The sequence below is a fragment of the Catenuloplanes niger genome, from assembly GCF_031458255.1.
Taxonomy (GTDB): domain Bacteria; phylum Actinomycetota; class Actinomycetes; order Mycobacteriales; family Micromonosporaceae; genus Catenuloplanes; species Catenuloplanes niger.
This window is the reverse complement of sequence record NZ_JAVDYC010000001.1, coordinates 1,336,357-1,360,372: the sequence shown is the minus strand read 5'-3', so window position 1 is coordinate 1,360,372 and position 24,016 is coordinate 1,336,357. Positions and strand designations below refer to the sequence as shown.

Sequence of the window (24,016 nt, the reverse complement as noted above, 5' to 3'; positions counted from 1 at the left end):
ACCAGCGACGAAACTGCCGGACCTGCGCGGCGGCCCGCGGTCAGCCGGCGACCGGGTTGCGGCAGGCCGCGTCCAGCCGGCTGGCCGGGCGGACCTGGCGGCCGAGACCCTCCAGCAGCGAGTCCTCGACGTGGAAACCGCGCACCCACAGGCGATAGCGGGGCAGCTCGCCCTCGGTCGGGCAGAGGACCTGAGCTTGCACCAGACCGGTCGGTACGTACCGGACGCCGCCGCTCTCCTGCAGGATCACCATGTGCACGTCGTCCACCGTGATCACGTGACCGAGGATGTCCTCGGTGTCCCGCGTGTCGACCGGTGGCGCACCGGCCGGTGGCGCACCGGGCGGCGGCTCGCCGGGCGGCGGCTCATCGGCCGGTGGCGCGGCGGGGCTCGGGGAACCGGGCTGTTCGGTGGTGCCGGCCGGTGCGGGACCGGCGGTGCCCGTCGGGCCGGGTGTGGCGGTGCCGGCCGGGCCGGGTGTGGCGGTGGCGGTCGGGCCGGTGCCGGCAGTGCCGGTCGGGCCGGTGCCGGCAGTGCCGGTCGGGCCGGTGCCGGCAGTGCCGGTCGGGTCGGTCGGGTCGGTGGCGGGGGCGTCGGCCGGGTCGGGTGGCGGCGGGACGGTGGCCGGGTCGGCGCGGAGCACGGTGGTCACGGTGAGCGGCAGCACCGGCGTGGTGATCATCGGGACCGCGGCCGCCGCGACCATGACCAGCGCGACCGACTGCGCGAACACCGTCAGCACCCCGACGAAGCGCCGGGGCAGCGGCCCCGGGACGCCCAGCGCCAGCAGCGGCGGCGCCACGAACAGCGTGAACACCAGCCAGTCACCCTGCCTGCCGGCGGCCGCGACGGTCGGCCCGACCAGCCAGCCGTACGCCACGACGCCCGCTCCGACCACGGCGGCGACGGTCCACCGGGAGTCGCGCGGGACGGTCACGATCGATTGGAACGCCGCGACCGCGCACGGCAGCAGCAGCGGCAGGTACATGAGCTGCCAGGTGATTCCGGCCAGCCCGAACGCGGCCACCGCGAACCACAGCGGCGCCGCGCGCAGCCAGCGGGCGAACAGCGGCAGCCGCCCCTGGTCCGGCGTGTGCCCGGCCAGCGCCACGCCGCCGATCGCGAGCACCCCGACCAGCGTCGCGGACACGAACCGGGCCGCGGTGGTGAACAGCGCCGCGATCAGGTTGATCGGGTCCACGTTCGCGACCAGCAGCAGCGTGGTCTGCAGCTCACCGCCGGCCTCGACGCCGAGCCGCAGCACCGAGAAGATCGCCGGCACGCCGACGACCACGCTCCAGAACGACTGCCCGGGCCGCGCCCCCTGGTCGGCGGAGTCCGGTGGCGGCGCGGCACTCATCTCGGCGAGACCTTGTCGTCGTGGTCGACGAGGTCCGGCACGTCCAGCGGCTCCGGCTGACTGATCTCGTCGACGTCGGCCAGGTACCACGCGCCGAGCGTGTTGTTGTAGGCCGTCAGCCACGGGCTCGCGCCGGTCTCGCGCCCCTCGTCGTAGCTCTTCTGCAGGAAGTACGCGATCAGGTCCCGCAGGGGCTCGTCGTTGATCGAGACGCCGACGTGCAGCCGCTCGTCCGCGCCGAACGGCAGCTGGACGTACGCCAGGTCCTGCGGATGCTGTGAGTAGTAGCCGGCCAGGATCGTCTTGTCCGAGCTCATCGCGCCGTACTTGCCGGACCGCAGCCCGTCCGCGCACTCCTGCAGGTCCTGCACGACGGACCGGTTGAAGCCGCGCCGGGTCAGCTCGTCCTCCGTGGTCGAGCTGCCGCTGGTGCAGACCTTGACCTGCTTCTCCTTGAAGTCGTCCTCGATCCGCAGTGTGGACGCCGACGCCTTCGGCACCAGGAACGCCTGGTTGGTCACGAAGTACGGCCCGGCGAACCCGATCAGCTTGGCGCGCTCCTCCGTGTACGACAGGCTGGCCACCACCATGTCGACGTGGCCGGCCAGCAGGAACCGGATCCGCTCGTCCGTGCGCACGGTCACGAACTCGACGTCGCTCTCGTTGGTGTAGCCCAGCGACCGGGCCAGATAACGCGCGATCTCCACGTCGAAGCCGCTGCGCACACCGTCCCGGACCTCACCCATCAGCGGTTCGTTCGCGGCGACGCCGATCCGCAGCTTCGGCTGCTGCCAGATGCCGGTCTGCCGCAGCAGGTCGTCCACGGACGGCGGCCCGGCCTCGTCCGACTGGCACCCGGCGACGGTGGCCAGCCCGAGCGTCAATATCACCGCGGCACCGGTCACCGCACGGCGGAAACGATCACGTCGCATATCCATCACCCCGTCGGACGGAAGGCCGTCAAGCGTAGTGCGACAGAGTAAACGCTCTATGTGACAAGTGTGGACCGGCCGCGCACCCCGAGCGAGCGCGCGGCCGGAAATCACGGGATCAGCTGTTGTAGATCGGAATCCAGCCGAGGCTCTGCCCGGTCTCCGAGAAGACCTGCATCTTGCGCACCATCGGCCCGACCGACGTGGCCGCTACGGCGTTGCCCACGCCCAGACCGTCCTTCGCGAGCACCTTGCCGGTGATCTTGAAGGTGCCCTGCGTGGCGATCTCGGCGCGTTCGGTGCCGCCGCTGTGCGTGGCATCGACGCGCTGGATGATCACGGTGCCGGGGTGGGCCCAGATCGGCTGGGCGGCCTCCACCGTGTTCCAGGCGACGGTGACGTCGGTGGAACGTGCGTCGGCCTCGCCCGTGGCGGTGCCGTTGTCCTTGACGAAGATCGCCGGGAGGTTCGGGTTCGCCTGGCGGACGACGTTACCGGTGACGGTGACCTTGTGGCTTCGCGAGTTGACCGCGATGCAGGTCGCCTCCGCGGTCGCGACGGTGTTGATCACGCTGTTGCCGGCGATCGTCGCGTCGGTCGTCGACAACAGCGTGAGCGTGCCCTTGACGGAGTTGACGATCGTGTTGCCGGTGATGGAGATGCCCATCGCGCGGCCCACCGGGCTCTTCCCCGCGTCCGCGGTGCCGTCGATCTCGATGCCGTGCAGGTGCGGCGCGAAGATGGTGTTGTTCGCGATGGTGACGTGCGTGACCGCCTGCGTCCAGATCGCGGACTGGCCGATCTCGGCGAGCGTGTTGCCGGCGATGACCGTGCGGGTGCCGCCGGCCCAGACGCAGATGCCGTCGAAGTAGTCCGAGAGCCTGGAGTCGGCTTCCGGCGGCGGGTGCTCGCCGAGCCGCTTGTACTCGTCCGTCGACGTGTAGTCCATCGCCACGTGGTTGTTGACGATGCGCACGTCCCGGCCGTTGGTCGAGATGCCGAAGCGGGTGTCCTCGGTCGTGCAGTTGGTGATCACGATGTCGTCGGACGTGCGCGGCGTCGCGTCGAAGATCGCGATCCCGTTGAAGCGCACGCTCTGCACCCGCACGCCGTCCACCACGAGACCGGTGGACTTCACGATTCGCACGCCGTTCTGGTACGTCGTGCGGCTCGTGTCCCGCAGCGTCAGGCCGATCACCTTGACCCGGGTGCAGTTCTCCAGGTGCAGGATCGCGTACGGGTCGAAGTCGTCGACCGGATTCGCCTTGCCGCCGACGAGCGCGATCGTCGCGCCGTGCCCGGAGATGACGGCGTCGGTCAGGTTCCGCGCGTTGAGCTGGTCGGTCACCTTGTAGGTGCGCCCGGCCGGGAAGACCACGCTCTTCCTACTGGTCGCGGCCGCGTTCAACGCCGCCTGAATCGCCGCGGTGTCGTCCGTCGTGCCGTCACCGGCCGCACCGTGGTCGAGGACCGAGATCCAGCCCTCGCCACCGGCCGCCGCCGCGTCGGTCGGGGCCGCCTGCGCCGCCGACCCGGTCACCGCGACCGCGCCGACCGCCGCCGTCGAGGCCAGCCCGGCCCGCAGCGCGCCCCGCCTGCTGATCATCTCCACGATGTCTTCCTCCCGTTGATCTTCATAACCGACGGCACACTAGTCGATATTGGCGGCCCGTGGTGTCCTGTGTGCTCAGCGTGACGAAGAGGCGATGCGGGGCCGGGAGAAGCCGGGCGGCTCGGCCGACCTGGTCCGCGCGCTCCTCGACGCCGGCGCGTCGCGTGCCCACCCACTGCGCGTCGCGCCCACCCACTGCACACCCGACGGCGGCTCGGTGCCGAACCCGCTGGCCGCGGCCGATGCCGGCGTGTCGGTCGTGGCGCTGGCCACGGTGCACCGGTCACGCGGCGCTGGTCACGCGGCGCTGGTCACGCGGCGCTGGTCACGCGGCGCCGGTCACGCGGCGCCGGTCACGCGGCGCTGGTCGCGGCGCCGGCCACGCGGGCCGGTCACAGCGCCGGTCACGCTGCGCCGGTCGTGCTGCGCCGGTCGTGCTGCGCCGGGCGCGGCGCCTCTCACGGTGCGGCGGGCGGGGTCACTGGTCGCCGGGTGCGCGGGGTGCGGCGAGTGGCGGGTGGCCGGTGGTGGCTTGGAAGCGGGTGGGGCGGAAGCGCGCGAGCAGCGGCTCCGGGGCGGCGCCGGTCAGCTCGGCGGCGATCGTCTCGGCGAGCCACGGGGCCAGCGTGATGCCGCTGTGGGTGGCGATCGCCCAGACCGGTGAGCCGGGGGCGACGGGGCCGGCGGCGGTGCGGCCGTCGGCCGGGATGACGCGGTGGCCAACCCGGACGGCGGCGATCCGGGTGCGGGTGTGCGGGAGCGCCTCGGCGACCCGGTGTGCGATCTCGGCGGTGACCGTGGCGGGCGGTTCCCGGCCGGGCTCGGCCGTACCGTCGAGGTCCAGGGTCTGGACGAGGAGCGTGCCGTCGTCGCCGGGGCGCAGGCCGAGGCGGTCGGTCTTCACGATGCCGGTGACGCCGTGGCCGGGCGCGACCACGTCCGTGAGGTAGCCGAACGCGGCGTAGCCGGCGGCCGGCGGCACCAGCGGGAGCGTGCCGCCGGCGGACGCGACCAGGGCGGCGGTGCCGGTGCCGGCGCAGACGACCACGGTGCCGGCGGTGACCGTGCCGCCGTCGGTCAGGTGCACGGTCGCCCGGCCGGCGTGTGACGCGACGCCGGTCGCGGTCGCGGTGCGGACGGTCACGCCCGGCCGGGTGAGCAGGTGGGCGACGTAGCGGCGCGGGAACGCGTGCCCCTCGCCGTCGAAGATCGCCACGAGTGCGTCGTCCGGGACCGGCATCGGCGTGCGCGCGCGGGCCTCGGCCGGCGTCGCCCAGCGGGCCGGGTAGCCGAGGCCGGTGAGCCGCCGCATGCGTGCGGTGAGACTCGCGCGGTGTGCCGCACCGGTTGCGATCGAGACCTGGCCGGCGAACGTGACCGCGTCCGGGAACTCCGCCGCGATCCGGCGCCACGCGACCACGCCGGCGACGTTGAGCGCGTGATAGTCGAGCGGGTCCTTCTTGTGGCTGTTGATCCACGCGAAGCTCGTCGCGCTGGTGCCGCCACCGGGCTCGCCCGCCTCGATCAGCGTGACCGCCCGGCCGCGCCGGGCGAGGGCCGCGGCCAGCGCCGTACCGATGATGCCCGCGCCCACGATCGCGACGTCCGCCCCAGTCATGGCCTGAGCTCCGTTCCGCCGGAACGTTCGCGACCGGAAGTGTTCAGGATAGGCCGTGCCGGCCGGTGGCCGACACCCGTCGCGGCCCGCTGGTCGGCGTCCGGCCGGCCGAGGGGGCACCGGAATCGGTCGTTACGAGGTGTGGCGGACGAGCGACACCGAGTGTTGGGATGATCAACTAAGGGTGAGCTTTGCCGGGTGGGTGGCGTCTGGCGCGCCAGGGTGGCCGGGCGCAGGGATAATCGTCGCGAGAGACGTGCGAAACGATCGAAGGGATCTGCCTTGAGCGGTGGACTAGCAGCCCTGCTGGACGATATCGCGGTGCTGGCGCGGGCGGCCGCCGCGTCCATCGACGACGTCGGTGTGGCGGCCGCGAAGGCGGGTTCGAAGGCCGCGGGTGTCGTCATCGACGACGCCGCGGTGACGCCGCAGTACGTGCGCGGCCTCGCCGCCGACCGGGAACTGCCGATCATCAAGAAGATCGCGCTCGGGTCGCTGGGCAACAAGGCCATCATCATCGTGGTCGCGTTGCTGCTCAGCCAGTTCGTGCCGTGGTTACTCACACCGATCCTGATGCTCGGCGGCGCCTATCTGTGTTACGAGGGCGCGGAGAAGGTCTGGGCGAAGGTGTCCGGCCACGGGCACGGTGACGGCGAGGAGAAACTCAAGGACGAGAAGACGCTGGTCTCCGGCGCGATCCGGACCGACCTGATCCTCTCCGCGGAGATCATGGTGATCTCGCTGAACGAGGTCGCGTCGCAGAGCTTCGTGTCCCGGCTGGTCATCCTGTGCGTCGTGGCGATCGCGATGACCGTCGCCGTGTACGGCGCGGTCGCGATCATCGTGAAGATGGACGACGTCGGCCTCGCGCTGTCCGAGCGGTCCAGCGCGGCCGTCGCGGGCTTCGGCCGTGGCCTGGTCAAGGCGATGCCGAAGGTGCTGACCGCGCTGACCGTGATCGGTACGGCCGCGATGCTCTGGGTCGGCGGCCACATCCTGCTGGTCGGCACGCACGAGCTCGGCTTCCACCTGATCTACGACGCGGTGCACCACGTCGAGGAGGCCGCGCACCACGCGACCGGCCCGCTCGGCGGCGTGGTCGGCTGGCTGGTCAACACGATCTTCAGCGCCATCCTCGGCCTGATCGTCGGCGCGCTGATCGTGGTGGTCATGACGTTCACCGTCCACCGCGGCAAGCACGGCGACGACCACCACGCCGGCGACCACAAGGTCGAGATCAACACGCCGGCCGGTACGGGATCCGCGGCGGGTGCGGCCGGTGTGGCCGGACCTGTGTCCGCGGCCGGCCCGGCGTCCGTGGCCGAAGCCGGTGCGGCGACCACGGTTCCGGCCGACGGGCCCGGCACCGCCACCACGACCGGCACGGCCTCCACGCCCGGGACCGGCGCGGCGACCGCCGTGCCGGCCGACGGCTCGGAGACCGGCGCCGCCGGGACGACACCGACCGACGGAAAGCCCGGCGCCGCGCCGGGAACCGGCACCGCCCGCGACTGATGTCCGCAAGACACGAACCGCCCCGCCACCATTCCGGCGGGGCGGGTTCGTTTGTGCGCGGCGAGCCGGCCGTCGGCGAAGCCCGGAGATGCGTCATCGCCTGCTCCGGCAGGGAGGTAGCTGGCCGAGGAAAGCCCGGCACCACCGGAACCCGAAGAAAGCCCGGTCGCGCCGAAAGCCCGGTCGCGCCGAAAGCCCAGTCGCGCCGAAAGCCCGGCCGCGCCGTGGGCTGATCTGCCCGAGACGTGAACCGCCCCGCCAGAATCCTGGCGGGGCGGTTTCGCGTCGCGTGTTCGGTTCCGTGTTGCGGTGTGGTCGCTCAGGAGCGCACGACCAGCGTCTTGGCGGCCATGTCGCCGAGGCGCTGGCGCTTGCCGCTGACCAGGACCGCGACGAACGCGACCAGGTAGCCGAACATGCCGTCCACGACGCGCAGCAGCGTGCGGATGAACGCCTGCCCCCACGTCGGCGCCGCGCCGGACCCCTCGCCGACCACCCGGATGCCGGTGACCATCTTGCCGAGGGTACGGCCGAAGAAGCGCTCCATCAGCACGTAGTACGCCAGCGCGAAGGCCGCGTACATCAGCGTGCCGGCCGGCGACATCGACCACATCGTGCTGGTGCCGGCCGTGGTGGTGGCCGTGGTCGTCTCGACGCCGGTGGCCATCATGATCCCGGCGCCGACGCCGACCAGCAGGACGCCGTCGATCAGGTTGGCGACCACCCGCCGCCCGGTCACGTGCACGTCCCCCGACGGTCCGGCGGCCGGCGCGGCCGTCTCCCACGACGTCTTGCCCTGCGGCGCTTCCGTGATGCTCATGGTCGATCCTCCCCTATGGACGCTGTTGCCGAGTCACTACCCAGAAGGGGATCGATCGATAACCTCATCCGGCGGGTTTATCCAGCGGCCGGCAGGGAACGGGTTCGCCCCGCACCATGCTCGTGTGCAGGCTGGTCGACCAGTTCCCGGCGGTGTCCCGCTCGGCGAACATGACGAAGTGCAGGCTCATCCCCGGCGGTATGCGGTCGCGGCGGAGCGTGTAGACCTGTTCGCCGGCCTCCGGCCGCGGCATGACGTCGAGCAGCCCGGGCTGGCCGGTTCGGCCGTCGTCGGCGCATCCGGCCGGGTGGCCGGGCGCGACCTCCTCGAACTCCACGAGGGCGGGCACGCCGGCCTCCCGCAGCGCCGCGGTCAGCCCTTCCGCGTCGGTCAGCTGCCGTACCGTCAGGCGTACCGTGCCGTCCGGTTCCGGTTCGACCGACCAGGCCGCCAACCGCATCGGTGCCGGCTCCGCCGGGCCGGGCGCCAGGACCGGCCACAGACCGGCGGCGGCCAGCACGGACGCCACGACCAGGGTGCCACCGGTGAAGCGCCGGCGGCGCCACCGGCGTCCCCGTGCGGTGACGGCGCCGAGCGGTTCGTCCAGGCGGACCGCGGAGAATTCGTCCCGTACCAGCCGGTGCAGGTCTTCGGTCATCGTTCGTCACTCCTCTGCCGGGGCGGCGGTCAGGTGGGCGCGCAGCGTGCGGGTGGCGCGGGCCAGGTGGGCGGTCACGGTGCCGGCGGAGATGCCGAGCGTGCGGGCGGTGGTCTCGCTGTCCAGGTCCAGGAAGATCCGCAGCGCGACCACCTGGCGTTGCCGGGCGGGCAGCGACTTCAGCGCCGCCATCAACCGCGGGTCCGGCAGGCCGTCCCCGGGGTCGCCGTGGCCGGGCGGGTCCTCGATCCAGTCGGGTGCCGGCACCTCCCGCCGGCGGCGGCGCCACCAGGAGACGTGCACGTTCAGCGCGGTCCGGACGATCCAGGCGCGCGGGGCCGGGTGCCGGGAGACGGCGGGCCATCGGGCCCAGGCGCGGGCGAACGCCTCGGCGACGAGTTCCTCGGCGGTCTGCCGGCTGCCGACCGTGGCCAGCACCGCGCGGAGGCAGTCGTCCTTGGCGCCGGTGTAGAAGTCAGCGAAGTCCACAGTTCTCTTACGCGCGAGCGCGCTCGTCCACGTACCGACGCGTGGTGTTGATCTTCGGGTGGGATCGGTGTTCATCACGAAGTCGGGTGGGGCCACGATACTGCCGGACGCACATCCCCTGAAAGGACATCGCATGCTCGGGTGGAGTACCCCGCGCCGGTGGGCGGCGGCCGCGGTCGCGGCGACCGTGCTGGCGCCTCTCGCCGGCGCACCGGCGGGCGCGGCGGCGAAGGTGATCGCGCCGTTCGACGCGGTCGACCAGTTCATCGGCACCGAGATGGACACGACGCAGAACAAGAGCAACGACGCGTACGGCAACACGTATCCGGGCGCGGCGCTGCCGTTCGGCATGGTGCAGCCGAGCCCGACGACGTACCAGCCGGGCAACGCGCTGGTGGGGGAGAAGGGCGGGTACGAGTACACCGCCGACCTGATCCGCGGCTTCGGCATGACCCGCCACTCCGGGACCGGGTGCACCGGCCGGTTCGGCGGCTACGAGTTCCCGGTCATCCCGTACGCGGGTGAGCTGCCCGGCGGCGTGCTGCCGTCCAGCCCGGCGACCGACATCAAGCCGTACTACCTGAGGTTCGCGCACGCGAACGAGGAGTCCGAGCCGGGCTACTACCGGGTGGCGCTGGACAACGGTGTCACCACGGAGCTGACCGCGACCACCCGGACCGCGGTGAGCCGCTTCGGGTTCGGCGCGAACGCCACGCTGATCCTTGACGTGTCCGGGCCGAACAACCGCACGTTCGGCAGCGCGGTCACCATCGACCCGGCGACGCGCACGGTGTCCGGCTGGATGTACGGCACGGATGTCTGCGACAACGGCAACCTCTACCGCGCCTACTTCTCCACCGTGTACGACACCGACTTCGCGTCGTACGGCGTGTGGAAGGACGACACGCTGACCGCGGGCGCGACGACCGTCGAGAAGAGCGGCACGGACACCGGCGTCGACTTCCGGCACGACAACGGCGCGTGGCTGACGTTCCCGGCCGGCGCGACCGTCACCGCGAGCACCGGGTTCAGCTACGTGAGCGTGGCGAACGCGGCCGAGAACCGTACCGTGGAGGTGGGCCGGAAGTCGTTCGACACGGTCCGCAAGGACGCGCGGAAGGCGTGGGAGAAGGCGCTCGGCACGGTCGACGTCAAGGGCGGCTCGGACGAGCGGCGCGTCATGTTCTACACCGCGCTCTACCACTCGTTCCTGCACCCGAACGCGCGGGAGGACGTCAACGGCCAGTACCTGGGGTACGACCGGCAGGTGCACCTGGTCGAGAAGGGCCGGCACTTCTACACCAACATCAACTTCGCCGGGTCCGGCTGGGACATGTACCGCAGCCAGGCGCAGCTGATCGCGCTGACGCACCCGAGGGTCGCGTCGGACATCAACGCGTCGATCGTGCTGCTGACCCGGCAGACCGGTGGCTGGGCGCCCGGCGCGTCCCGCATGCAGGGCGACAACCTGCAGGTGATCCTGTCCACGTTGGACGACATGGGGATCACCGACTACGACCGGGCCGCCGCGCTGAAGTCCATGGTCACCACGCAGAAGCTGCCCGCGACCGCGTCGAGGCGCACGGACGCGTACCAGTACTTCGCGACCGGCCTGATCGAGAACCGGAAGGGCGACTTCGCCACGTCCCGGGTGCTGGAGTACGCGATCGACGACTTCGCGATCGCGCAGCAGGCTCGCCGCCTCGGTGACCGTGAGTCCTACGACTTCTTCATGGCCCGCGCGCAGAACTGGATGAACGTGTTCGACCCGGCCACCGGCCACCTCCGCCCCCGCGAGCGCACCGGCTTCGACCAGAACTTCGACCTGCGGGTACGCGAGGACGGCGCCGGTCGCGGCCAGTTCAACCAGTCGACCGGCTACCAGTACGGCTGGCTCGTCCCGCACAACCTGTCCACGTTGATCGCCAAGCGTGGTGGGGTGGCCGCCTCGACCGCGCAGCTCGACGTGCTGATGGCGCAGCTCGACGCGGGCGCGTACACGCAGACCGGCAACTACCTGTCCAACCAGCCCGCGTTCGGTACGCCGTGGGTCTACAACTGGCTGCGGGCGCCGTCGAGGACCGTGGACGTGCTCCACCGCGCGGTCACCGAGATGTACGACACGACGCCGTCCGGCCTGCCCGGCAACGACGACCAGGGCGCGCTCAGCGCCTGGCTGGTCTTCGCGCACCTGGGCTTCTACCCGGCGATCTACGGCACCGGCACGCTGGTCGTGCACGCACCGATGTTCGCGCAGATCGACATCCGCCCGATCGGTGGCGACGCCGACATCGAGATCCAGGCGCCCGGCGTCGAGGACGGCAGGCGTTACGTCCGGGACCTCCGGGTCGACGGCGAGCGGCAGACCGCGTCGTGGGTCGGTGCCGAGTTCGTCCGCGCGGGCGGCAAGCTGCGCTTCGTCATGTCCGCCACGCCGACCGCGTGGGGCACCGGCGCCGCCGACGTCCCACCGTCCTACTCGGACGGTGCGGACGCCCGCAACAACGTCGGCACCACGCCGCGCGGTCAGGGCAACCTCGGCTCGATGGACCTGAGCGACTGGTCGTACTCCCGCGACTCGCTCGCCGCCGCCGGTGCCGCACCGGGCGCGGCGATCAGGCACGGCGACCTGACGTTCACCTGGCCCACGGCCGCGCCGGGCACACCGGACAACTGGATCCCGCACGGCCAGCGCGTCGACCTGGCCGACCGCCCGGCGAACGCGGTCTCGTTCCTCGGCCTGGCCACCAACGGCCCGGCCACCGGCACCGCCCAGGTCGTCTACACCGACGGCACCACCCAGGACGTCCCGCTGACCTTCGGCGACTGGGCCGCGACCGCGCCGGCCGGCAGCACCGCGATGCTGACCGTCGAGGGCCGCAACAACGCCAACGGCACCACCGGCGGCGGCACCTTCCGCGTCTTCGCCACCGACCCGGCCGCCCTCGACCCGTCCAAAACCGTCGACGCCGTCATCCTGCCCCAGGGCAGCGACCGCGGCATCATGCACATCTTCGACGTCACCATCGGCTGACCACCCCTCGACCCGAAAGGCGTCCTCCGTCGGAGGACGCCTTTCGGCGTCCTGTGCTGATTTCCGCACAATGGTGCCTCTACTATCGTTGTGCGGAAATCCCCACAACCCCCTGAAAGATCTCGGTGTGGGGAAATCGCACAGTAGGAGGTGGTGGGATGGCGCGGCGAGCATTGGTCCGCTCGGGCGCAGACTTCGGCGTGGCTATCGCGGAGGCACGCGCTATTCGCGGCCTGACGCAGGTCGCCACGGCAGAACTCGCGACCGTCGAGCGCACCTACCTGGCACGGATCGAAGCCGGGGCCACCACCCTGCTGCTCGACCGGATTCTCCGGATCCTGCGCCGCCTCGGTGCCGAAGTGATCGTGCTGCTCCCGGAGGAGGACCCTGACTCGCGTCCGTGAGCTTGGCGTCTGGCTGAGCGGCCGGCGTGTCGCAACGCTGCGAGCACCGAAGGCCGGCCGCGTGACGTGCCAGTATGCGCCCGACGACGTAGCGGAGCACGCGCTGGGTCTGTATGACGACTCCGAGCTGTCGCTCGCCGGCATCCAGGACAAGATATTGCTGGTACGGACGCCCGGCGGCGAATGGGCCCGCCCAGTGCACGGCTACCCGTCCACGCACATCCTCAAGGTCGACGACCGGTTCCACACGGGCCTGGTCCGCGCCGAGCACAACTGCCTCAGCCTCGCCCGTGCCGTGGGGCTGCCCGCGTCCCGCAGCGAGTTGATTCGGGTCGGTGACGCCGAGTGCATCGTGGTGGAGCGGTTCGACCGGGCCGGCACCGCGCCCGGCGAGCCCGCGACGCGGCTGCACCAGGAGGACGCCTGCCAGGCACTCGGTATCGACCCCGACAATGCGCACGGCCGGGACAAGTACGAGGCGCACGGCGGCCCGGCCCTCCGGCAGATCAATGAGCATCGGCGGTGTCACCCGGCTGCCCGAGGTCGACCGCGCCGCCCTGGTCCGGGAGGACGTCTCGTGGGGCCTGCCGGAGCCCGCTGCCGCCGAGCGCGTGCACGAGCTGCTGGAGCGGTTGCGGGACGTGCTGCGCGACGGCGACGGCACCGTTCCCGCGATGCGCATGGTCACGGAACGGGTGGCGGGACTGCTGGGATGACCACGGCCCCGGCGGTCCCGGAGGGCCGCCGGGGTGGGCGGTGGTCAGACGAGCCGGCGGAACGTGCTGCCGTGGAAGACCAGGGGTGGCTCGGCCGGCGGGTGGGCGACGTCGTGGATGGTGAGCAGGGCGATGACGTGGTCGCCGGCCGGTAGTTCCTCGCGCAGCGCGCAGTCGAACCAGGCCGCCGCCCCGCCGATCCGGACCGCGCCGGACGGTGTGGCGGTCCAGTCGACGCCGGTGAAACGGTCCGTGGCGCCGGAGAGCCGGCGGGTCAGCGGGCCGTGCCCGGCGGCGAGCACGCTCACCCCGATGCCGCCGGCCCGCCGGAGCGCCGCCCAGGTGCGCGACGAGCGGCGCAGGGACACGGCGAGCAGCGGCGGGTCGAGGGACACGGAGATGAAGGAGCTGACCGCCATGCCCTCGGGTGCGCCGTCGACCAGCGCGCACAGCGCCGTGACGCCGCTCGGGAAGCGGGCGAAGGCGGCCCGCAGCACACCGGCGTCCACCTAGACCGCCAGGTACTCGGTGATGTCCGGCAGCGCGCCGGTCACCTCGTACGCGCCGACGAACGCCATCTTCGCGTCGAGTGAGTCGTGCGAGGCGAACGCGCGGGCGTTGCGCCAGTACCGGTCGAACCGGTACCGGTTCGAGGTGCCGCGCCCGCCGGTGAGCTCGTGGATGTCCGCGGTCACCCGCAGGCCCGCGGCCGTGCTCGCCACCTTCGCCCGGAAGCCACGCACGCCGGTCTCGGCCGGGTCCGTGGTGCCGGCCGCGATCTCCGCGGCCACGGCCAGCAGCAGCGCCCGCGCGGCGGCCAGGTCGCTGGACATCTCGCCGAGGCGGCGGTGGATCAGCGGGTCCTCCCGGGTACCGGCGAACTTCGGCATGCTGGCCCGGTTGACGGTGCGCAGGTAGCCGGTCGTGGCCTCGAGCGCGCCCTCGCCGAGCCCCTGCAGCAGCGCCGCGTGGGTCAGCATGACGGCGCTGAGCAGGTACGGGTCGATCGCGGCGGGCGGGAAGTGCCAGCCGTCCGGCACGAACACGTTCTCGTACACGATGGTCTGGCTGTCCGTGCCGCGCTGGCCCATGTTGTCCCAGTCGTGCGCCGCGGTCAGCCCGGGGTCGTCCAGCCGGACGAGCGCCTGGTGCGGTGCGCCGTCCAGCAGGAACCGGACGTGCAGCAGGTCCCGCCCGCCGCCTCCGCTGTTGGTGTTGAACGTCTTCGTGCCGTCGACGACGATGCCGCCGGGCACCCGTCGCCCGGTCACCGGCCCCGTCCCACCGGCCTCCGACGCGGACGACACCAGGCGCCGCCCGTCCGTGATCAGCTCGTCCGCGACCTGCCGCCGGACCTCACGCGGTATGTCGGAGATGAAGATCTGGCGGGCGACCAGCGCGTTGGCGCTCCAGCACTGCCCGGTCGAGCCGTCCGCCGCGGACACCTCCACGATGGCCTCGATCGTCTCCGGCAGCCCGCCCCAGGCACCGTCCCAGAGGCCGCCGAACTCGACCGGCACGTTGAGCCGGTCCAGCCCGGCCTCGCCGAGCAGCCGCATGTTGTCCGCGACGTCCGTACCCTCGGCGTCGGCGCGGAAGCCGTTCGCCGACATCTCGGGGCGCAGCGCGCGGGCGCGGGCCACCAGGTCCGTACGGTCGGTGTTCATCTGTTCTCCTCGATTCGGTGAGCCGGATTCGGTGGAACCGGAACCGAGGGGAACGCTAATCACGCCACGGCCGTCTGCCCCTGCTCCGGCGGGAAGTGAGCAACGCCGGTGAGCGGATGTATCGGTTGCCCGCCCGGCGGCAGCGGCGCGGTGCGCGCGGCGAACGACTGCAGCAGGTACGCGGCCAGCCGGCGCGCCGCCTGCGGTGAGGTCTCGGCCAGGCTCTCCCCGGCCCGCATCAGCAGCAGCAGATCGTGGGGTTCGAAGTCGGCGCGCAGCCGGCCGGCCTCCTGCGCCCGCCGGGTCAGCTCGCAGACGCCGGTGATCGCCCGTTGCCCGGCCGGTGCGTCGAGCATCTCCGCCACCGGCATGTCGTGGCGCCGGGCCCGCGGGTCGAACACCCGGTCCACCATCGCGGTCAGGCCGTGCCAGGGGTCGGGGTCGGCGAGCGACTCGTCGATCACCTCGGTGCAGATCTCGAACTGGCGGGCGGAGGCCGCGTCGATCAGCGCCTCCCGGGTCGGGAAGTGCCGGGTGACGGTGGCCGTGCCGACCCCGGCCCGCCGGGCGACCGCGCGCAGCGTCACGCCGGTGCCGTTGGCCGCGATCAACGCGCGGGCCGTGTCGATGATGTGTCGCCGGTTCCGGGCGCCGTCCGCTCGCACCCGGCAACGATACGTCCGGCCGCCCCGGTTGCGAGCGAGCGGCCGGACGATCGTCGAAGGTCTAACCCCGTAGCGGTACGCGCGACCAGTCCGTGTCCGAGGCCAGGTAGAAGCCCGGGTACGACGGCTGGTTGTAGGTGGTCTGCTGGCGCGCCACCTCGACCCGGTACTGCGGGTCGTGCATCAGCGTGTACATCTTGTGCCCGGTCAGCTCCGTGCTCAGGTGGATCCGGATCGCGGAGCTGTCCGCGGTCCGGACCAACAGTTCCTCCCGCCAGTCACCGAAGATGTCGGCGATCAGCGCGGCGTTGCCCTTCGTGCCGTTGTTGGCCCGGGTGCCGGTCGCGGTCAGCAGCGTGCCGCGCGTCCAGTCGTCGACGGTGGGCGTCGCGTCACCGGAGCCGTTGAGCAGTTGGGTGGTCAGGTCGCCGGCCCAGCGGATGCTCTGGTTCGTGCCCGGGATCGCGCCCGGTGTGACCCGGCCCTGCGCGGTGTAGAGGCCGAGCGAGTCGGTGCCGCCGGGCAGGCTGGCCCACGCCTCCAGGCCGGGCGAGGCGGGCAGCACGTCGCCGACCATGCCGCGGCCGGTGTCCCGGCCGGAGTAGACCCCGAAGAGCACCTCGCCGGTACGGGCGTCGCGCATCGCCATGCCGTACGGCGCGGACGTGGCGCCCTCGTGCACCGTGAAGATCTCCAGGCCGGGGCGGGCCGGGTCGATGTCGGTGACGTGCATGGCGTCGCCGTGCCCGAGCCGCGCGTTCTGACCCGGTGCGGCGCTGCCGGGCGGCATCGTGCCGAACGAGGAGTAGAGCAGATCACCGTCGTGGTCGATGGTCGCCGAGCCGTACACGATCTCCTGTTTGCCGTCGCCGTCCACGTCCGCCGCGGACAGCGAGTGGAAGCCCTGCGTGGTGAGCGTGCCGAACTCCGAGTCGGTGCCGTCCCGGCCGTGCGGTGAGTCGTTGAACGGGTTCGTCATCGGCGTCCAGCCGCTGTCGACGAACCAGTCCTCGGTGAGTCTCCGGCCGTCCCAGCGGTACGCGACGAGAGTGCTGCGCGTGTAGTAGCCGCGGGCGAAGACCGCGGACGGGTGTCTGCCGTCCAGGTAGGCGACGCCGGACAGGAACCGGTCGACCCGGTTGCCCGGCTCGATCCGCGCCATCGCGTAGTCGCCCCACATCAGGCCGTCGTCGTGCCGGCCCGGCCGGTAGTGGATCGTCTGCAGTTCGCGGCCGGTCGCGCCCTCGAACACGGTCAGGTACTCGGGCCCGCCCAGGATGAACCCCTCGAACGCGCGCAGGACGTTGCGGGTGCTGCGGGCCGGGGCGTACACGTCGACGAAGTGGTCGGCCAGCGCGGCGGCGTCCGTGCGGCTCAGCGGGTACGGGTACCGCGGCGCGATGCCGAACGCCGCCTCCAGCGTGGCCGGCCAGCGCCCGGCGACCACCTCCGGGTGCGCGTGCCAGCCGGCGAACATGTCCACCAGGTGCTCGTAGTAGTCCGCCGCGCTGAGCCGGTAGTCGTCGGTGTTGCGGTAACCGGCCCGGACGTCGTCGCGGGGGAGCGTGACGTACCGCTCCGACAGCACGCGCCCGTCCCGGGCGTACCGCGTGGTCTTCGTGCCCGGCGCGGTCTTGAACATCATCTCCGACCGGCCGTCGCCGTCGAGGTCGTAGACCAGGAACTGCGTGTAGTGCGCGCCGGCCCGGACGTTGACGCCCAGGTCGATGCGGTGCAGCAGCGTGCCGTCCAGCTCGTACGTGTCGATGTAGACGTTCCCGGTGTAGCCGACCTGGGAGACGTCCTTGGAGTTCGACGGGTCCCACTTGACCACGTACTCGTACTGCCCGTCGCCGTCGACGTCCCCGACGCTCATGTCGTTCGCCGAGTACGTGTACGCCTCACCCTTCGGCGTCACCCCGTCCGCCGGCTTGCGCAGCGGCAGGTCGTAACTGCCCGCCGACCAGGCCTTCACGCTCGCGCTGCGGTCCCGCTCCCGCCCCTTCGACACCGCCGCGATCCGGTACGCCGACGTGGCGGTGCCGGCCGTGTCCAGGAAGTTCGTGCTGTCCGTGACCGTGGCGATCCGCCGCCCGTCCCGGTAGACGTGGAAATTCACGCCGGTCAGCCCGGTGGCCGAGTGACCGGTCGCCTCGTCGGCGCGCAGCCGCCAGCTGAGGAAGACACCGTCCGCCGTGGACGCGGCCACCAGACCGCGGTCGAGCTGTTCGAGTCGCGGGCCGCGGGCCGGCCCGCCGGCCGTCGCCACCGACGCCGGAAGCCCGGCCAGCACGACGGCGATCGCGCAGGCGGAGGCGAGGGTTCTATAGCGCGGTCTCATCAGGTCTCCTCGTCGAAGCGGGCTACCGGGCGGTTGATGAAACGATTTAATGGCGTGAAGGCTATGAATGGCCTGCACCCTTGTCAAGGTTTCGGTTTCGTTTCCCGTCGATAAACGGCACAGAAGGATCGCTATCGGACGCCCCGATCGACCTCCGCCCCGCGCGCCCTTTCCGGGCCTATTGTCGGCTTTGTCGGAGGGAGTGATCGGTGAGGTCTGTGCTGCGGGGCGCCGGGGCGGCGTTGATGACGTTGTGCCTGGCGGTGACGTGTGGGCCCGGGGCCCGGGTGGAGCCGGTGGCGCCGGGGGCGGCCGTGGGGCGGCCGAACATCGTGTTCGTGCTGACCGACGACCTGACCGTGGATCTGCTGCGGTTCATGCCGCAGGTGCGGAAGCTGGCGGCCGAGGGGGTGTCGTTCACCGACTACGTGGTCACCGACTCGCTCTGCTGCCCGTCCCGCGCGTCGATCCTGACCGGCAAGTTCCCGCACAACACCGGGGTGTTCACGAACGCGGGGCCGGACGGCGGGTTCGCGGTGTTCCGGCGGCGCGGCAACGAGGAGAACACGTTCGCGACCGGACTGCGCGCGGCCGGCTACCGCACCGCGATGTTCGGCAAGTACCTCAACGGGTACGACCCGGCGTCCGGGCACGTGCCGCCGGGGTGGGACGAGTGGGCGGTCGCGGGCAACGCGTACGCGCAGGTCGGGTACACGCTCAACGAGAACGGGCGGATCCGCGGGTACGGCGGGCAGTACCTCACCGCGGTGCTCGGCGCGAAGGCGGAGGCGTTCGTGCGCACGTCCGCGCAGCGCAAGCAGCCGTTCCTGGTGGAGATCTCCACGTTCTCGCCGCACGCGCCGTTCACGCCGGCGCCGCAGGACGCGCACGCGTTCCCCGGGCTGACCGCGCCGCGCGGGCCGGCGTTCGACCGGCTGCCGGCGAACCCACCGCCGTGGCTGGCCGCGCGGCCGCCGCTCACGCCGGCCCAGATCGCCCGGATCGACGACGCCTACCGCAAGCGGGCGCAGTCGGTGCTGTCGATCGACCGGATGATCGGCGGACTGCGGGCCGCGCTGGTGGAGACCGGCGTCGCGGACGACACCGTGCTCGTGTTCAGCTCCGACAACGGGTTCCACCTCGGGCAGTACCGGCTCACCGTGGGCAAGCAGACCGCGTTCGAGACGGACGTCCGGGTGCCGCTGATCATGTCCGGTCCCGGTCTGCGGCGGGGCGCGACCGTCGCGGAGACGGCGGCGAACATCGATCTGCGGCCCACGTTCGACGCGCTGGGCGGCGCGGTCACGCCGCCGGACGTGGACGGCCGCAGCCTGCTGCCGCTGATCACCGCGGGCGACGCCGGACGCGAGCCCTCACCACCGGCCCCGCCGGGCGCGGTCGGCGGCCGTGGTCCGCTCCTACTGACCCCCTCCGGAATTCCGGTGTATTCCGGGATGCCGCGGGACTCCGGAATTCCGGAGAACTCCGGTATCGTGAGCTCCGGTTGGCGAACCGCCGCGTTGGTCGAGCACCGCCGTCCGGAGTCACGTCCGGACGATCCGGACCGGCAGAAGGTGATTCCGGAGTCCTATGTGGCACTCCGGACTCCGGAGTGGACGTTCGTGAGATATGCGAACGGCGCACGCGAGTTCTACGACCGCCGCACCGACCCGCACCAGTTGCGCAACACCGCGGCGGCGCTCAGCCCGGCCCGCCGGGCCGCGATGGACGCGGCGCTGACCGCGCTGGTGGCCTGCCGGGGCCGCGTGGCCTGCGACAAGGCCGCGATGGTGCGTGCCTGAAAGACATCGGTAAGCCGTCGGTAAGTCCCCCCTTCCTAGCTTCAGGTGAGCGTTTCCACGCCCTCCGAGCAACGGGGACACCCATGAGACCACCGGTACGAACCGCCACCGCCCTCGCCGCAGCCCTGCTGCTGGCGGCCGGGGGCCTGACCGTCACACCGTCGCCCGCGGCCGCGGCCGTGACCTCGTACATCCGGCTCAACCAGGTCGGCTACCAGGCCGGGCAGGAGAAGATCGCCTACCTGATGGGGACGACCGCGCAGGCGAGGCCCGCGTTCCGGGTCGTCGACGCGGCGGGCGCGACCGTGCTGTCCGGCACCACCGGCAACAGCCGCGGCTCCTGGAACAGCGGGTACACCGCGGTCTGGCCGATCGACTTCTCGGCCGTGACCGCGCCGGGCAGCTACACGATCCAGATCACCGGCGTGGGTACGTCGCCGACGTTCGAGATCGCCGCCCGGGCGGACCTCTACGCACCGGTCTCGCGCGCGATGAGCCAGTTCTTCCAGGTGCAACGCGACGGCGCGAACGTCGTCCCCGGCGCACTGGGCCGGCAGGCCGCGCACCCGGAGGACGTGTCCGCGACCGTCTACAACGTGCCGGTGTTCCAGGACGGCAGCGACACGATCCAGGGCACCCTCACACCGATCCGCAACGCGGCGAAGGTGGACGTCTCCGGCGGCTGGTTCGACGCCGGCGACTACCTGAAGTTCACCCACACCACCGCGTACGCGGTCGGCGCGCTGCAGATCGCCGAGCGGTCCGGCAGCGCCGACCCGGCCCGCGCGGCCGAGATCGACCACGCGATGGACTGGCTGGACAAGATGTGGGACGAGGGCAGCGAGGTGCTCTACGTCCAGGTCGGTCTCGGCGGTGGCAACGGCGACTTCAAGGGCGACCACGAGAAGTGGCGGCTGCCCGAGAGCGACCACGACATCCAGGACCCGGCCGGGAAGGGTTTCTACTACCTGCGCTACCGGCCGGTGCTGCGCGCCAACGCGCCCGGCGGGCAGATCAGCCCGAACCTGGCCGGGCGGGTCTCCGCCGCGTTCGCCCTCTCCGCGCAGCTGCACGCGGCCGACGACCCGGCCCGGGCGGCGGAGGACCTGGCGAAGGCGGCCGCGATCTACGCCAAGGCGCAGTACGTCAACCCGCCGTCGCCGCTGGTCACGTCGTACCCGTGGTCGTTCTACCCGGAGACGGTCTGGCGCGACGACATGGCGTACGGCGCGACGGAGCTCGCCCGGGCGGCCCGCGCGCTCGGCGACCCCCGCGCCGGCACCTGGCTCAGCCTGGCCGCGCAGCACGCGGCGAACTACATGGCCGACGGCGGCAGCACGCTGAACCTCTACGACGTGGGCGGCATCGCGCTGCCCGACCTGGCCGAGGAGATCGAGGCGGCCGGCGCCACCGGCCTGGCGGTCACCCCGGAGGCGCTGCTCAGCCACCAGCGGGCCCGGCTGGACGCGGCCGTCACCCGGGCGCAGACGGACCGGTTCGGTGCCGGTGCGGAGTACACGAACTACGACTCGACCTCGTACACGATGGGGCTGATCGCCCAGGCGCACCGGTACGACCAGGTCAGCGGCACGAACACGTACGCGAACTTCGTGCAGTCGCAGGCGAACTGGGCGCTCGGCGGCAACCCCTGGGGCCTGTCGCTGATCATCGGCGTCGGTGACACGTTCCCGGTGTGCCCGCACCACCAGGTCGCGGACCTGAACGGAAGCCCGGACGGCACCGGCGCCATCCTGACCGGGGCCGCGGTCAACGGCCCGAACGGTGAGCGGGTGTTCGACGGCCTGGAGACCAGCGACTCCTGCCCGGCGGACGGCGTGGACCGGTACGCGGCGTTCTCCGGCAACGGTGCCCGGTACCTGGACGACACCGAGGCGTGGATGAGCAACGAGCCCGCGATCGACTTCACGGCCACCGGCCTGCTGGCGTTCGCACTGCTCGGCAAGGGCGGCGGCGGCACCGGCCCGGACCCGGAGCCCGAGCCGGGACCGCGCAAGCGGGACACGATCGCCGTCCACCGGTCGTCGGCGAACATCGTGTACGCCCGGAACAGCCTGTCGACCGGCACCGCGAACGCCCAGGTCCAGGTCCAGCCCGGCTCGATCGCGTTCGTCGGCGACTGGGACGGCGACGGCGTGGACGGCATCGGCTTCTGGGTGCCGTCGACCCGGACCGTGATCCTGCGGAACGCGTTCAGCGGCACCGGCAACCCCGACGTCTCCTACGTGTCCACGCTCGCGACCAGTTCCGACGTGCCGCTGGCCGGCGACTGGGACGGTGACGGCAAGGACACGTTCGCCACCTGGCGGCCCGGTGACCAGACCGTCCGGATCCGGAACACGAACTCGCCGGGCGCGTCCGAGAAGAGCGTCAAGATCGGTGCGGTCGGCGACACCATCCTGAGCGGTGACTGGGACGGAGACGGCACGGACGGCCTCGGCTGGCACCGGGCGTCCGAGCGCCGGTTCGCGCTGCGCGACGAGCTGGCGAACACGGTGTCGGAGACCCCGTTCGTCTACGGCAGCGCCGGTGACAAGCCGGTGGTCGGCGACTGGAACGGCGACGGGACGGACACCGTGGGCGTGTTCCGGGCACCGAACAGCTGGTTCCTGAAGAACACCAACGCGTCCGGCAACGCCGACTACGCCGAGTTCACCTTCGGGGCGAACGGCGACCGGCCGCTCGCCGGTGACTGGGTCCGGGACATCACGCCGCCGGCCGGGCAGACCCCGGGGCAGATCGCGGCCGCGAACGGCTTCTACACCGACCCGGACTCGAACCCGCTGGCCTGGGTGGCGGAGAACCCGGACGACGCGCGCGCCGCGACGATCCGCGAGAATCTGGCCGAGCACCCGGGTGCGCGCTGGTTCGGCGACTGGAGCGGTGACATCGAGGCGGCCACCGACGCCTACCTCGACGGCGCGACCGCCGCGGGGAAGGTGCCGATCCTGGTCGCCTACAACATCCCGAAGCGCGACTGCGAAGGCCAGTCCGCCGGTGGCGCGGCGAACGCGGCCGCGTACCGGCAGTGGATGACCGACTTCGCCGCGGGCGTCGCGGGACGACCGGCCGTCGTGGTCATCGAACCGGACGCGGTGACCCAGCTCGACTGCCTCTCCGAGGCGCAGATCACCGAGCGGTTCGGGCTGGTCACGCACGCGGTGAACGCGTTCGGCGGGCAGGTCTGGACGTATGTCGACGCGGGTAACGCCGGCTGGGTCGCGGCGGCGACGATGGCGGAGCGGCTGGGCCGGGCCGGGATCACGAACGCGCACGGCTTCGCGGTGAACACGTCGAACTTCTGGCCCACCGCGAACTCCACCACCTACGCGAACGACATCAACGCGGCCCTGGCCTCGCCCAAGCCGTTCGTGATCGACACCAGCCGCAACGGCAACGGGCACAAGGGCGACTGGTGCAACCCGACCGGCGTCAAGCTCGGCCCGACCTCGCGGCTGAACGCCTCCGGCGCGGAGATGCTGCTCTGGCTGAAGGTCCCGGGTGACTCCGACGGCGCGGACTGCGGCCGGATCGAAGGGCTGCCCGCCGGTACGTTCAGCCCCGACTACGCCATGTGGTTGATCAACGGCAACTGAGCATAGTCCTGGCGGAGGACCCGGAGACGGGCCTCCGCCAGGTGCTGTCCCGCGTCCACGCCCAGCTCCTCGGCGAGCAGCCGGGTGGTCCGGGTGATCACGTCCAGTGCCTCCGCCTGCAGGCCGCAGGCGGCGAGCGTGAGCGCGCGCAGCGACTGGGCCAGCTCGTCCAGCGGTGCGGACTCGGCCATCCGCTCGACCAGCGGCAGCGACCGGTGCGCGGTGCCGTCGGCCAGGCACGCGGTCGCGACCTCCGTGGTCACCTCGCGGCGCACCCGGTCCAGCGTGCGCACCGCGTACCGCTGCCGCAGGGTGTGCGGCGCGTCGGCCGCGACCGGGCCACGCCACAGTTCCAGCGCCTCGATCAGCGTGCCGGTGTCCCGCCGGGCCCGCCCGTCCGCGACCAGCCGCCGGAACCGGCCCGCATCCACCGCCTCCGCCGGTACGTCCAGCCGGTAGCCGGCCGGCGTCAGCTCCAGCCGCGGCCCGCCGTGCTCGCGCAGCCAGCGCCGCAGCCGGTGGATCGCCACGTGCACCGGCCCGGCCGTGCCCCGCCCGCCGCACGCGGCCGCGGCCTGCCCGACCGGCACCGGCTCCGGCTCCACCAGCAGCAGCGTCAACAGGCCGCGCAGCCGCGGCGCGGTCAGCGTGGCATCGGCGCCCGGCGGCCACATCCGCAGCGGCCCCAGCACACCGAACTCCAGCGCGTCGGTCATCCCCAGGCCCCCGATCGACGGACGTATCCGGCATGGTATTCCGTCGATGTCCG

General features: G+C 72.2%; 18 protein-coding genes and 1 pseudogene. 7 read left to right on the top strand and 12 right to left on the bottom strand.

Features of this window, described 5'->3' with window-relative positions:
* Positions 1-40: 40 nt before the first annotated feature.
* The 4 genes from J2S44_RS05900 to J2S44_RS05885 all read right to left on the bottom strand — a co-directional run bounded on the left by J2S44_RS05900 (position 41) and on the right by J2S44_RS05885 (position 5,522).
* Complete coding sequence (locus tag J2S44_RS05900) at positions 41-1,360, bottom strand: hypothetical protein (RefSeq protein ID WP_310409660.1); 1,320 nt, start codon at positions 1,358-1,360, stop codon at positions 41-43.
* A complete protein-coding gene (locus J2S44_RS05895; RefSeq protein ID WP_310409658.1) occupies positions 1,357-2,292 on the bottom strand; it encodes a transporter substrate-binding domain-containing protein in 936 nt (311 codons plus the stop codon). The genes J2S44_RS05900 and J2S44_RS05895 overlap by 4 nt, the downstream gene beginning before the upstream one ends.
* A 118-nt stretch (positions 2,293-2,410) precedes the next feature.
* Positions 2,411-3,898, bottom strand: coding sequence for a right-handed parallel beta-helix repeat-containing protein (locus tag J2S44_RS05890; protein ID WP_310409656.1), 1,488 nt, complete (start codon positions 3,896-3,898; stop codon positions 2,411-2,413).
* A 484-nt stretch (positions 3,899-4,382) separates the two neighbouring features.
* Positions 4,383-5,522 carry an NAD(P)/FAD-dependent oxidoreductase gene (locus J2S44_RS05885; protein ID WP_310409655.1) on the bottom strand — a complete coding sequence of 380 codons (1,140 nt, stop codon included), beginning with the start codon at positions 5,520-5,522 and terminating at the stop codon, positions 4,383-4,385.
* Positions 5,523-5,804: 282 nt separating this feature from the next.
* On the opposite strand from J2S44_RS05885, the gene J2S44_RS05880 reads away from it, so the two are divergent.
* Positions 5,805-7,037 (top strand): DUF808 domain-containing protein, encoded by a 1,233-nt coding sequence (locus J2S44_RS05880; RefSeq protein WP_310409653.1) that lies wholly within the window; start codon positions 5,805-5,807, stop codon positions 7,035-7,037.
* A 319-nt stretch (positions 7,038-7,356) separates the two neighbouring features.
* On the opposite strand, the gene J2S44_RS05875 is transcribed toward J2S44_RS05880, so the two are convergent.
* From J2S44_RS05875 to J2S44_RS05865, 3 genes are all read right to left on the bottom strand, one after another.
* Positions 7,357-7,857 carry an RDD family protein gene (locus J2S44_RS05875; RefSeq protein ID WP_310409651.1) on the bottom strand — a complete coding sequence of 167 codons (501 nt, stop codon included), beginning with the start codon at positions 7,855-7,857 and terminating at the stop codon, positions 7,357-7,359.
* A 64-nt stretch (positions 7,858-7,921) separates the two neighbouring features.
* Positions 7,922-8,515 carry a hypothetical protein gene (locus tag J2S44_RS05870; protein ID WP_310409649.1) on the bottom strand — a complete coding sequence of 198 codons (594 nt, stop codon included), beginning with the start codon at positions 8,513-8,515 and terminating at the stop codon, positions 7,922-7,924.
* 6 nt (positions 8,516-8,521) lie between these two features.
* Positions 8,522-9,004, bottom strand: a complete 483-nt coding sequence (locus tag J2S44_RS05865; protein ID WP_310409647.1) for a sigma-70 family RNA polymerase sigma factor — start codon at positions 9,002-9,004, stop codon at positions 8,522-8,524.
* Between the two features lie 133 nt (positions 9,005-9,137).
* Between J2S44_RS05865 and J2S44_RS05860 the strand changes: the two genes are divergently transcribed.
* From J2S44_RS05860 to J2S44_RS05850, 4 genes and pseudogenes are all read left to right on the top strand, one after another.
* The gene (locus tag J2S44_RS05860) at positions 9,138-12,038 is read left to right on the top strand and encodes a GH92 family glycosyl hydrolase (protein WP_310409645.1); all 2,901 of its coding nucleotides are present in this window, start codon (positions 9,138-9,140) and stop codon (positions 12,036-12,038) included.
* Between the two features lie 158 nt (positions 12,039-12,196).
* Entirely contained in the window at positions 12,197-12,442 is a 246-nt protein-coding gene (locus tag J2S44_RS05855) for a helix-turn-helix domain-containing protein (protein WP_310409643.1), read from the top strand.
* 61 nt (positions 12,443-12,503) lie between these two features.
* Positions 12,504-12,911: pseudogene (locus J2S44_RS42850) on the top strand (HipA domain-containing protein); the annotation flags it as partial.
* A gap of 40 nt (positions 12,912-12,951) precedes the next feature.
* Positions 12,952-13,158: a hypothetical protein gene (locus J2S44_RS05850; RefSeq protein ID WP_310409642.1), complete on the top strand. Its 207-nt coding sequence runs from the start codon at positions 12,952-12,954 to the stop codon at positions 13,156-13,158.
* Positions 13,159-13,202: 44 nt separating this feature from the next.
* Here J2S44_RS05850 and J2S44_RS05845 read toward each other — a convergent pair whose 3' ends face one another.
* The 4 genes from J2S44_RS05845 to J2S44_RS05830 all read right to left on the bottom strand — a co-directional run bounded on the left by J2S44_RS05845 (position 13,203) and on the right by J2S44_RS05830 (position 17,831).
* On the bottom strand, positions 13,203-13,667 hold the full coding sequence (locus J2S44_RS05845) for a flavin reductase family protein (RefSeq protein ID WP_310409639.1): 465 nt from the start codon (positions 13,665-13,667) through the stop codon (positions 13,203-13,205).
* Positions 13,668-14,825: an acyl-CoA dehydrogenase family protein gene (locus J2S44_RS05840; RefSeq protein ID WP_310409637.1), complete on the bottom strand. Its 1,158-nt coding sequence runs from the start codon at positions 14,823-14,825 to the stop codon at positions 13,668-13,670.
* Between the two features lie 59 nt (positions 14,826-14,884).
* Complete coding sequence (locus J2S44_RS05835) at positions 14,885-15,490, bottom strand: TetR/AcrR family transcriptional regulator (RefSeq protein ID WP_310409635.1); 606 nt, start codon at positions 15,488-15,490, stop codon at positions 14,885-14,887.
* A 61-nt stretch (positions 15,491-15,551) separates the two neighbouring features.
* A complete protein-coding gene (locus J2S44_RS05830; protein ID WP_310409634.1) occupies positions 15,552-17,831 on the bottom strand; it encodes a rhamnogalacturonan lyase in 2,280 nt (759 codons plus the stop codon).
* A gap of 209 nt (positions 17,832-18,040) precedes the next feature.
* Here J2S44_RS05830 and J2S44_RS05825 point away from each other — a divergent pair, with 209 nt between their 5' ends.
* Both J2S44_RS05825 and J2S44_RS05820 read left to right on the top strand, forming a co-directional pair.
* Complete coding sequence (locus tag J2S44_RS05825; RefSeq protein WP_310409632.1) at positions 18,041-19,633, top strand: sulfatase family protein; 1,593 nt, start codon at positions 18,041-18,043, stop codon at positions 19,631-19,633.
* Between the two features lie 83 nt (positions 19,634-19,716).
* Positions 19,717-23,247, top strand: coding sequence for a glycoside hydrolase family 9 protein (locus tag J2S44_RS05820; RefSeq protein WP_310409630.1), 3,531 nt, complete (start codon positions 19,717-19,719; stop codon positions 23,245-23,247).
* Here the strand turns inward: J2S44_RS05820 and J2S44_RS05815 are convergent.
* The gene (locus tag J2S44_RS05815; protein ID WP_310409628.1) at positions 23,217-23,963 is read right to left on the bottom strand and encodes an AfsR/SARP family transcriptional regulator; all 747 of its coding nucleotides are present in this window, start codon (positions 23,961-23,963) and stop codon (positions 23,217-23,219) included. The two genes, J2S44_RS05820 and J2S44_RS05815, sit on opposite strands and share 31 nt — an antisense overlap.
* Positions 23,964-24,016 lie beyond the last annotated feature (53 nt).